This window comes from Bilifractor sp. LCP21S3_F8 (genome assembly GCF_052117805.1).
Taxonomy (GTDB): domain Bacteria; phylum Bacillota; class Clostridia; order Lachnospirales; family Lachnospiraceae; genus Bilifractor.
Genome location: NZ_JBQKIK010000024.1, coordinates 45,070 through 55,582, shown reverse-complemented (window position 1 = coordinate 55,582; position 10,513 = coordinate 45,070). Strand labels below are relative to the sequence as shown.

8 protein-coding genes are annotated in these 10,513 nt (G+C 51.6%); 7 read left to right on the top strand and 1 reads right to left on the bottom strand.

The genetic code is table 11. The features are described 5' to 3' along the window. Positions 1-479 precede the first annotated feature (479 nt). From larE to ACTQ3A_RS10860, 6 genes are all read left to right on the top strand, one after another. A complete protein-coding gene (gene larE, locus ACTQ3A_RS10885) occupies positions 480-1,325 on the top strand; it encodes an ATP-dependent sacrificial sulfur transferase LarE (RefSeq protein ID WP_441099760.1) in 846 nt (281 codons plus the stop codon). A 104-nt stretch (positions 1,326-1,429) separates the two neighbouring features. Then, positions 1,430-2,209, top strand: a complete 780-nt coding sequence (gene larB, locus ACTQ3A_RS10880; protein WP_441099648.1) for a nickel pincer cofactor biosynthesis protein LarB — start codon at positions 1,430-1,432, stop codon at positions 2,207-2,209. Between the two features lie 164 nt (positions 2,210-2,373). Continuing rightward, positions 2,374-3,753: a nickel pincer cofactor biosynthesis protein LarC gene (gene larC, locus ACTQ3A_RS10875; protein WP_441099649.1), complete on the top strand. Its 1,380-nt coding sequence runs from the start codon at positions 2,374-2,376 to the stop codon at positions 3,751-3,753. Between the two features lie 136 nt (positions 3,754-3,889). Beyond that, positions 3,890-4,819 carry an alpha/beta fold hydrolase gene (locus ACTQ3A_RS10870; protein ID WP_441099650.1) on the top strand — a complete coding sequence of 310 codons (930 nt, stop codon included), beginning with the start codon at positions 3,890-3,892 and terminating at the stop codon, positions 4,817-4,819. Positions 4,820-4,947: 128 nt separating this feature from the next. Then, complete coding sequence (pgeF, locus tag ACTQ3A_RS10865) at positions 4,948-5,832, top strand: peptidoglycan editing factor PgeF (protein ID WP_441099651.1); 885 nt, start codon at positions 4,948-4,950, stop codon at positions 5,830-5,832. Positions 5,833-6,026: 194 nt separating this feature from the next. Further along, complete coding sequence (locus tag ACTQ3A_RS10860; protein ID WP_441099652.1) at positions 6,027-7,316, top strand: aminotransferase; 1,290 nt, start codon at positions 6,027-6,029, stop codon at positions 7,314-7,316. A gap of 597 nt (positions 7,317-7,913) precedes the next feature. Here the strand turns inward: ACTQ3A_RS10860 and ACTQ3A_RS10855 are convergent. After that, positions 7,914-8,786, bottom strand: coding sequence for a phosphoribosylaminoimidazolesuccinocarboxamide synthase (locus ACTQ3A_RS10855; protein ID WP_441099653.1), 873 nt, complete (start codon positions 8,784-8,786; stop codon positions 7,914-7,916). 423 nt (positions 8,787-9,209) lie between these two features. Here ACTQ3A_RS10855 and ACTQ3A_RS10850 point away from each other — a divergent pair, with 423 nt between their 5' ends. Beyond that, positions 9,210-10,463, top strand: coding sequence for a cation diffusion facilitator family transporter (locus ACTQ3A_RS10850; protein WP_441099654.1), 1,254 nt, complete (start codon positions 9,210-9,212; stop codon positions 10,461-10,463). Positions 10,464-10,513: the final 50 nt, after the last annotated feature.

Sequence of the window (10,513 nt, the reverse complement as noted above, 5' to 3'; positions counted from 1 at the left end):
AGGCCATTGGTTCACGACGCATACAGTCGCAGTCAATATGGCTATGACAAAAGAAAGACTGATAAACAGTGGCTTCTATGATTTAGCCACGGCCTATCAGTCTGTGCACGTCAACTATTGAAAGCGCCGTATACCGAACGGTACGTACGGTGTTGTGAGAGGACGGCGGTTAGTCACCGCCTCCTACTCGATTCGGGTAATGCGTATCGGGTAATGCGCATCGGATAATGCGCACCGGGTAATGCGTATCGGGTTATTTGCATCGTGTGATTTGTGTCCGTCGCTTTGCGTTCTGAGTTTTGTGCCGTGCGTTTTGCTGTTACCGGTGCTGTGAAGGTCAGTTGCAAATCAATCTGCCCGCATATATAATGTTCCTATATGGACATCATAGATGCGGGCTGTTTTTGTAAGAAATGCCTGCGGTTGTCGACACAGAGGAGGAGCGGATGATGACGGCGTTCAATGTACCGGTGGAGGGAATTGATCAGGAACTGGAAGGGAAGCTTCAGATCCTGCGAAGGGAGATCGAGGGCTTCGGAAGCCTTGCGGTCGCCTTTTCGGGCGGTGTGGATTCGACTTTTCTGGTGAAGACTGCGCATGATGTACTGGGGGACAGAATGATTGCTGTAACCGCAAGGTCAGAATCCTTTCCGGAGAGGGAACTCAGGGAGGCGGAGGAATTCTGCGAGAAGGAAGGAATTCGTCATGAGGTGGTGCTTTCGGAGGAGCTGGAGATCGAGGGATTCCGGCATAATCCGAAGAACCGCTGTTACCTGTGCAAGCATGAGCTTTTTGAGAAGATCTTGGGCATCGCGAGGGAAAACGGGATTGCTTTCGTCGCGGAGGGATCGAATATGGATGATAACGGCGATTATCGTCCCGGACTTACGGCGGTAGCCGAGCTTGGCGTTAAGAGCCCGCTGAGGGATGCGGGTCTTGATAAAGCGGAGATTCGCAGGCTGTCGAAGGCTATGAATCTCCCGACGTGGAACAAGCAGTCCTTCGCCTGTCTGTCTTCGAGATTTGTATACGGAGAGGAGATTACGAGGGACAGGCTTCACATGGTGGATCAGGCCGAGCAGCTTCTGCTGGATCTCGGATTTCATCAGGTACGGGTGAGAATCCACGGCGGGACAATCGCCAGGATCGAGGTTCTGCCGGAGGAGTTTCCAAGGCTGATGCGGGACGAAATCCGCAGGACAATTGTGATGAGCTTCAAGAATTATGGATTTGCATATGTGACGATGGATCTTCAGGGATACCGTTCCGGCAGCATGAACGAGACGCTCACCAGGGAGCAGAAGGAACATGGAACCGAGGCATGACTCGTAGATTTCCAGACTGTACAGGCGGAAGGGCGTGAGAATTACAGCGCACTGGAAAGATGTGCTGCAGCGGTTTCCAGATGTACGGGCAGAAGGGTGTGAGAATGTCGGATATAAGGAAAATACTGGAAAAAGTGAAGAACGGCGAGATCGGTGTCGCACAGGCGGAGAAGCTGCTCGACAGAGGCGGCATCGAGGAGATGGGGTACGCGAAGCTGGACATGAACAGGGATGCACGGACCGGTTTCCCGGAGGTTATCTACTGTGAGAGAAAGACGGATGATTTCCTGGTCAGTATCTACAGAAAGATGCTCGGACAATATGGAGAGGTGTTGGGCACCCGCGCGAGTGATCACCAGTACCGGATGATCAAAGACGTGATTCCGGAAGTGGTCTATGATCCGGTTTCTCATATCCTCAAGGTGGAAAAAAAAGATAAGGTGAGAAGCGGCAGAATTGCCGTCTGCACCGCGGGGACAGCGGATATTTCCGTTGCGGAAGAAGCGGCGCAGACGGCTGAATTTTTTGGATCTGCGGTGGACCGGATCTATGATGTGGGCGTCAGCGGGATACATCGGCTGTTCGCACATATGGAGGAAATCCAGGCAGCAAACTGTGTCGTTGCGGTTGCGGGAATGGAGGGGGCACTGGCGAGTGTTCTCGGAGGACTTGTCCGGAATCCGGTGATCGCAGTTCCGACATCGGTTGGTTATGGAGCCAGTCTGAACGGACTCTCGGCCCTTCTGACGATGATCAATTCCTGCGCGAACGGGATAGCGGTAGTGAATATCGACAACGGGTACGGCGCCGGATATATGGCTACGCAGATCAACCGTCTTGCTGTCCGGGGCAGTGTAACGGAAACGGACGCAGATGGCCGGTAAGAAGTCTGGATAGTCTGTGGTATGTGATTTTTCTATGAGGCAGCGGAAGCAGCCGGGCGGGGATGTCGTCGTCAGAAATCGTCAAAAAGGAAGGTCTTTGGATAAGGAGATCTTTGTTCTGACGGCTGCGAGGGAGCGAAGTGGAACCGGAAAGGAATGACAGAATGGGGATGAGGAATCAGGGGAAAAAATATCTGTATCTGGACTGCGCGTCCGGAATCAGCGGGGATATGGCAGTTGCGGCGCTTCTGGATCTGGGCGCGGACCGCAGAGCTCTGGACCGGGCGCTTGGAAGCATTCATGCGGAAGGCTTCCGTGTCGAAATCGGAAGAGTGAGGAAATCAGCCATAGACTGCTGTGATTTTCGTGTGATTCTGGACGAGGAGCATGAGAATCACGACCATGACGCGGCTTATCTTTACGGCAGCCGGGAAATGGCGGGGGAGGTGCCGGCACATAAAGCGCATCACGCGCACCGGACGCTGGAGGAGATCGAGAATATCCTGGCGGATGTCGATATGTCGGATCACGCACTGGAGCTCGCAGGCAGAATTTTTGAGATTCTGGCGGAGGCGGAAGCCAAAGCACACGGGGTTCCGACGGGGCAGGTCCATTTTCATGAGGTCGGAGCCATTGATTCCATCGTGGACATTGTGGCGGTCTCGGTATGTATGGACAGCCTTGAGACAGATGGGGTGATCATCCCGAGGCTCTGTGAGGGAAGAGGAATGGTACGCACACAGCACGGACTTCTGCCAGTTCCGGTTCCCGCGGTCATGAATATCGCTCAGGCTGGCGGATTGAATCTTGAGATCTGCGACAGGCAGGGGGAATATGTGACGCCTACGGGAGCAGCGTTTGCTGCCGCGGTCATCACCTCTGACCATCTTCCCGGAAGATTCCGGATCCTTGCCACAGGACTGGGAGCGGGGAAGCGGGAACAGGAGGTCCCGGGAATCCTGAGAGCTATGCTGATTGAACCCGTGGAGGTTCCGGAATCGGAAAGCCCTTGCGCCGGAGCTGCAGAGCCGTGTTCCGCCGGGAGCGGGATTATAATCGGAGCAGAAGCGGCGGGGGCAGAGAACAGGAACTTTTCCGACGGCCTTACGGCCGGTGACGGCATATGGAAGCTGGAAACCAATATTGATGACTGCAGCGGCGAGGCCCTCGGCTATACGCTGGAACGGCTTCTGGAGAAAGGGGCAAGAGATGCCCATTATACGCCGGTCTATATGAAGAAGAACCGGCCGGGATGGCTTCTCACGGTGCTCTGCGACGAGCAGGAAATTCCGGCTCTGGAGCGGATCATCTTTGAGGAGACGACGACGATCGGAATCCGCAGAGTCCGGATGGAGAGAGATACGCTTCCCAGAAAGGCGGAAAAGGTGATGACTCCTTATGGAGAGATTGAGGTCAAAACCGTGAGCATCGGCAGCAGGAAGAAGGTGTATCCGGAATATGAAAGCGTTGTCAGGGCAGCCAGGGAAACGGGGGCGGCCTTTGAGACGGTTTATCTGAGTGCCCGGGATTCCTATGAGGAGTGAAGGTAGGAGGAGTGTAATTGCGGTTTTAGAGGAAGGCAATCGGGGCTTAGGGAAAGGTAATTGGGGTTCAAGGGGAAGAATTTCATACGACAGTTGAACTGGAGATCAGGGAAACTGAGACAAGGGAGGTTTTTACATGAAAAGGGATTTCAGATATCCTTCAAAGGATGGGAGAACATCGATTCACGCGATCGAGTGGATTCCGGATGGTGAGGTCAGTGCAGTCGTTCAGGTGGTTCACGGCATGGTGGAATTTGTCGATCGATACGACAGAATTGCGAATCTTCTGAACACAAAGGGAATTTATGTCGTGGGGAACGACCATCTGGGACACGGCGCGTCCGTTGTCAGCGAAGAGGATTACGGCTATTTTGCGGAAAAAGATGGAAACCGCTGTGTGATTGGAGACATTCAGAGTCTGCGTGAGATGACTGAGAAAAAATATCCGGGCGTACCTTATTTTATCCTGGGACACAGCATGGGCTCCTTCCTGACCGCGCAGTATATTGAGGAGTACGGGGAAGGGCTTTCCGGGGCGGTGATCTCGGGAACCGGATATCAGAGCGCGGGTACGCTCAGGACAGGAAAGACGATCTGTAAAACGATCGCTGCTATTAAGGGCTGGAGGTATCGGAGTCCGTTTGTCAATAACATGGCACTGGGCTCCTACAACAAAAAATTTGAGCCTGCGCGGACAGCCAATGACTGGCTTACCCGCGATACGGCAATCGTCGATGCATACTGCGCGAACCCTTGGAACAATTTTATGTTTACCTTGAACGCATATTACAATCTCTTTACCGGGATTGAGACTGCTGAGAAGGAAGAGAATATCAGCAGAATACCAAAGGAGCTTCCGGTTTTGATTGTGAGCGGCGGAGATGACCCGGTAGGAAATTTCGGAAAGGGGCCCGCGAAGGTAGCGGAGAATTTCCGGAAATGCGGAGCGCGCGACGTGAAATGCAGGATATATCCCGGTGACCGGCATGAAATTCTGAATGAACTGGATCACGAGGTGGTTGACGGGGAGCTGATCGACTGGATCACGGATAAGAGCAGAAAGTAAAGCACCATGGCCCGTAAGCGGAGGGGCAACAAGCTGTATGCGCTGCGCCGGTTCTGATTTTTGTCCCAAAAATCAGGAAAAAACTGCAAGCGGGGTGCCACAAGCTGTATGAGTTATGGGAGGAATAGATGGCATATTCTTCAACTGATAAGATTAAAATAGCACTGAACAGGAAGGAGAATACGGACCTGCCTGTTCTGGCGGGTGAGCGGATTCCGCTTCTGAAGTTTCCTTCCCTGGACCGGACGGGGATTGTGGAGCATGGATTTACCACGAGGATAGGCGGTGTGAGCGGAACGGAGCCCGGAATGGAGCACCTTCGCTCCCTGAATCTGAGTTTTTCCAGAGGCGACCGGGAGGAGAACGTGCGGGAGAATTTCCGAAGAGTTGCTCAGGAATTCGGAGTTGATTCAGACCGGTTTGTTTTCTCTTCGCAGATGCACACATCAAATGTCCGGACCGTGACGGAGGCGGATGCTGGAAAGGGTCTGACAAGACCGCAGGATCAGAACGATGTGGATGCCCTGGTGACGGATGAGCGCCGTCTGGTGCTGAGCATTTTCGTTGCAGACTGCGTTCCGGTGGCGTTCGTGGATCCGGTGCACCGCGCAATCGGCATGGCACATTCCGGTTGGAGGGGAACTGTGGCAAGAATCGGAGCGGCTGTCGTACAGAGAATGCGGGAAAATTACGGAACCAATCCGGAAGATCTGATCTGTGCGATCGGACCTTCCGTCTGCCGGGACTGTTATGAGGTAAGCGACGATGTGGCACAGCGTATGGCGGATGAATTTCACGGACATGAGAGTGAGATTCTGGAGGACAGGCATAACGGGCACTATCAGCTGGATCTCTGGGAGACAAATCGGATCGTCCTTGAGGATGCCGGTGTGTCGGCGGAGCAGATCTCTGTAACGGGGGTGTGCACCTGCTGCAATCCGAAGGTACTTTTTTCTCACAGGGCCAGCCACGGGATGCGGGGAAATCTCGGAGCATTTCTGATGCTGAAGTAAAGATGAATATTAAATGAACAAAAAATTCTTTTCTGCAAGGTTTTGCCTGTCAATAATCCACAATTTTGCAAGATACTGATGAAATACTTGCATATCGGTGTTATAATAGCACTCGATGGTCTGAAAAATACGAATGGATCCTCCATTTTGTATCAGACAGGATCAGATAAACCGCATCGGAAGGAGTACAGGATATGAAGCCTTACAAGGAAATGAGCAAGGAAGAGCTTGCGTCGGAGATCGAATTACTCAGAAAACAGTACAAGAAGTACCAGGGGATGGAATTAAACCTGAATATGGCACGCGGAAAGCCCTGTCAGGAGCAGCTGGATCTCTCGATGGGACTGATGGACGCTCTTACGTCAGATGCGGATCTTACCTGCGAGGACGGGACGGACTGCAGAAACTATGGAGTTCTGACCGGAATCCATGAGGCTAAGGTTCTGATCGGAGATATGATGGAGAATAATCCGGATGATATCATCATCTATGGAAACTCCTCTCTGAACGTTATGTATGATACAATTTCACGCGCGTATTCCCACGGAATCATGGGGAATACACCGTGGTGCAAGCTGGACAAGGTAAAATGGCTCTGTCCGGTCCCGGGATATGACCGTCATTTCGGAATCACGGAATATTTCGGCTTTGAAATGATACCGGTGCCGATGTCTCCGACCGGCCCGGATATGGACATGATCGAGAATCTTGTCGCAAACGATGATTCCATCAAGGGAATCTGGTGCGTTCCGAAGTACTCGAATCCGCAGGGATATTCCTATTCCGATGATACGGTGCGCCGCTTCGCCAGACTGAAGCCGGCGGCAAAGGACTTCCGGATTTTCTGGGACAATGCCTATGGAATTCATCATCTCTATGACGACAAGCAGGATTACCTGATTGAGATTCTCGCCGAGTGCAAGCGTGCCGGCAATCCGGATCTCGTATACAAGTTCGCGTCTACCTCCAAGATCACCTTCCCGGGCAGCGGCATCGCGGCAATGGCTACGTCGCCGAACAACATGAAGGACATTCTGGAGACCATGAAGCATCAGACAATCGGCCATGATAAGGTCAATCAGCTTCGTCACGTGCGTTTCTTCAAGGATATTCACGGCATGGTGGAGCACATGAGAAAGCAGGCGGATATCATCCGTCCGAAGTTCGAGGCGGTGGAGCAGATTCTGGACGAGGAGCTTTCCGGACTGGAGATCGGTACATGGACGATGCCGAAGGGCGGTTATTTCATCAGCTTTGACGCTCTGGACGGCTGTGCGAAGGAAATCGTAGGAAAGTGCAAAAAGGCGGGAGTTCAGATGACTGGCGCCGGAGCTACATGGCCTTATGGAAAGGATCCGCACGATTCCAATATCCGTATCGCTCCGACCTATCCGCCGATCGATGATCTGAAGACGGCGGCGAAGCTTTTCACCCTCTGTGTGAAGCTGGTAAGCGCGAATAAGATTTTTTCTGAGATGCAATAAAACATATCGAGTCAGACGCACCCGGAGACATATTGTCTCCGGGTGCATTGTTTACGCGAACAGTGAGCCGCAGCCGAATGCGAAGTATTCGTGTGCGGCGAGCGTCGCGATAGCGAGATAAAACTCGCGCAGCGTGTTTTATCTCGTTGGTTTTTGAAACTGTTTCCGGTTTTATACGCACGCAGGGCATAGGATGAAGTCGATCATGTCGGCGTTGCCCGGGGCCGCTGTCTTATGCGTACGCGGGGCATAGATGCCCCGGCTGTGCGTTCAAAGAGTATATACGCAAAAATCGGGAAACAACCCGAAGAAGATAGATAGAAAAAAACGAAAAAATAAGAAACGGAACTGCTCCAGCATGCAGTTCCGTCTCTTATTAAATAAATAAAGGAAGGAGAAACCGATATGAAATCGGTCAATGAAAAAGAAATTAAGTAGTTTGCTTTGTACTATGGTTTACAGTCTAGCAGGGGGATGTGAATTACCTTTGATGATAAAATGAACATTATGTGAACGATTCCGCAGTTTATCGAAATTTACGAAAACCTAACACAGACAGAAATGCAGCTGCCCGGAGGACAGCTGCATGTACGTTCGTTATTTCAGATCGGAACCGGTCAGAAGCTTGTAGGCTTCCTTGTATTTCGCGATCGTCTTGTCGATGACATCCTGAGGAAGGTTGTAATCGCTGTCCGGATTTGCCTTGAGCCAGTCGCGGACGAACTGCTTGTCGAAGGACGGCTGTGAATGTCCCGGCTCATAACCCTCTGCGGGCCAGAAACGGGAGCTGTCGGGAGTGAGCATCTCGTCACCGAGAACGACATTGCCGTTTTCGTCGAGACCGAATTCAAACTTTGTGTCGGCGATGATGATGCCTTTGGAGAGCGCATACTCGGCGCATTCCGTGTAGAGCTTGAGGGTATAGGTTTTCAGGCAGTTTGCGTAGTACTCGCCGTGTCCCGGGTAAAGCTTCTCGAGAACATCGATGCTCTTCTCGTAGCTGATATTCTCGTCATGATCGCCAATCTCTGCCTTGGTGCTCGGAGTGTAAATCGGCTCCGGAAGCTTGTCACATTCTCTGAGTCCGGCAGGAAGCTTGATTCCGCATACAAGGCCTGTTTTCTGATAGCTTGCCCAGCCGCTTCCTGTGATGTATCCTCGAACAATGCACTCGATCGGGAGCATCGTCAGCTTCTTGCAGAGCATGCTGTTGCCGTCGAACTGCGGCTGTCTGAAGAATTCCGGCATATCTTTGACATCCGTGCTGATCATGTGGTTCGGCAGAATATCCTTGGTGTAATCAAACCAGAATCTGGACATCTGTGTGAGGACGGTGCCCTTCTTGGTAACTTTGTTCTTCAGAATTACATCAAACGCAGAAATACGGTCTGTAGCGACCATGATCAGGCTGTCGCCGTTATCATAGATCTCGCGGACCTTGCCTTCCTTGATTGGCTTAAATTCCTTCATGAATTTTCCTCCTGTTGGGTAATGGGTAACCCGTACATCATCTGCTGTTATCGCCTTATAGTATAAGAAGAAACACCTTCAAAGGCAAGAAGAAAAGAACAGAAATCAGGAGAAATCCCCGGGAGGGAAAGACAGAACCACGGTAATATCCGGGTGGATGAGGGGGAGATCCGCAAATGACGAGAAAATGTACAGAAAATAAAGGAAGATGGCTTGATATCGCTATCTGATTTTCTTATAATCGATACACATGTCGTTTGTGCCGGGTACGCACGGGCACAGGCAGGTTTTGGAAGAGAGAACTCAGAGGCACCATTATCTGGGATGACTGATACGCACTGGCGTGGGCACGCTTCAGAGGGAGCAGTAATGAAAGATAGTAAAACAGACAGAACAGGTAAAAAACCCGGAGAGAGGAAAAACATGGAAAGTAATGAAGCAGGAGAAGGGAAAATCATGGAAAATAAAAATCCCGGAGACAGAAAAGACATCGAAGGCGTTCACGAAGCCGGAACAGGCGAGACAGAAAACGCGGAGCGGGGACAGGAATTGCCGGAAACGCTTCAGGATTCTGGGCGTGACCGGGTGATCATCCGGACGAGTATCACGGGAATCATAGCAAATGTGCTTCTCGCGGTATTCAAGGCGATTGTTGGAATGCTGTCGAATTCGATAGCGGTCGTTCTTGACGCGGTAAATAACCTGAGCGACGCGATGTCCTCGGTGATCACCATCGTTGGAACAAAGCTTGCGGGAAAGGCACCGGACCGGAAGCATCCGATGGGTTACGGCAGGGTGGAATATCTGAGCTCTGCCATTATCTCCCTGATTGTGCTCTATGCGGGAATCAGCTCTATGCGGGAATCAGTGGGAAAAATCATTCATCCTGAAAAAGCGGATTATTCCGCACTGACTCTCGTGATCATCGCGGTTGCTGTTGTCGTGAAGATCGTTCTCGGACGCTATGTGAAGCGTATCGGTGAGAAGGTGAATTCAGATTCTCTGGTGAATTCCGGACAGGACGCGACGCTGGACTCCGTCATTTCGGCATCGACGCTTGCGGCTGCGTTCATCTATATGTTCTTCCATATTTCGCTGGAATCCTGGCTCGGCGCAGTGATTTCCGTTGTCATCATCAAATCCGGAATCGAAATGCTCAGAGACACCCTGAGTCAGATATTGGGAGAGCGTGTGGACAGCGAGCTGTCGCGAACGGTAAAGGAAAAAATCGAGGAGGTAGAAGGTGTCTACGGAGCCTATGATCTTGTCCTGCACAGCTATGGTCCGGATAAATGGTTGGGATCGGTTCACATCGAGGTAAAGGATACCTGCACGGCAGATGAAATCGATGAGCTCGAGAGAAGAATCGCGCATAAGATATACGGCGAGACAGGTGTCATTCTGACGGGCATCGGCATCTATTCCATGAATACACAGGATGATTTGGCGAGAAAGATTCAGACACGGGTGACAGAAATCGTCATGTCCCACGATCATGTTCTGCAGATTCACGGATTTTACCTGGATGAAAAGGAAAAAACGATTCGCTTTGACATGGTGATCGACTTCTTCGTACCGGACAGGGAGGCTCTTGTGGAGGATGTATGCGGAGATGTCAGAAGAGAATTCCCGGGTTATCAGGTGGTGATCCAGCCGGATACGGATGTGTCAGACTGAATGCAGGGGCATGCAGGCTGCGGGAGGTATAGTTTACAGATCCAGCCGGA

What these genes read in the sequence shown, in the direction of transcription:
- ACTQ3A_RS10855 (WP_441099653.1), bottom strand. Translation starts at nt 8,786, where the DNA reads ATGAAGGAATTTAAGCCAATCAAGGAAGGCAAGGTCCGCGAGATCTAT.
- ACTQ3A_RS10860 (WP_441099652.1), top strand. Translation starts at nt 6,027, where the DNA reads ATGAAGCCTTACAAGGAAATGAGCAAGGAAGAGCTTGCGTCGGAGATC.
- pgeF (WP_441099651.1), top strand. Translation starts at nt 4,948, where the DNA reads ATGGCATATTCTTCAACTGATAAGATTAAAATAGCACTGAACAGGAAG.
- larC (WP_441099649.1), top strand. Translation starts at nt 2,374, where the DNA reads ATGGGGATGAGGAATCAGGGGAAAAAATATCTGTATCTGGACTGCGCG.
- ACTQ3A_RS10870 (WP_441099650.1), top strand. Translation starts at nt 3,890, where the DNA reads ATGAAAAGGGATTTCAGATATCCTTCAAAGGATGGGAGAACATCGATT.
- larB (WP_441099648.1), top strand. Translation starts at nt 1,430, where the DNA reads ATGTCGGATATAAGGAAAATACTGGAAAAAGTGAAGAACGGCGAGATC.
- ACTQ3A_RS10850 (WP_441099654.1), top strand. Translation starts at nt 9,210, where the DNA reads ATGGAAAGTAATGAAGCAGGAGAAGGGAAAATCATGGAAAATAAAAAT.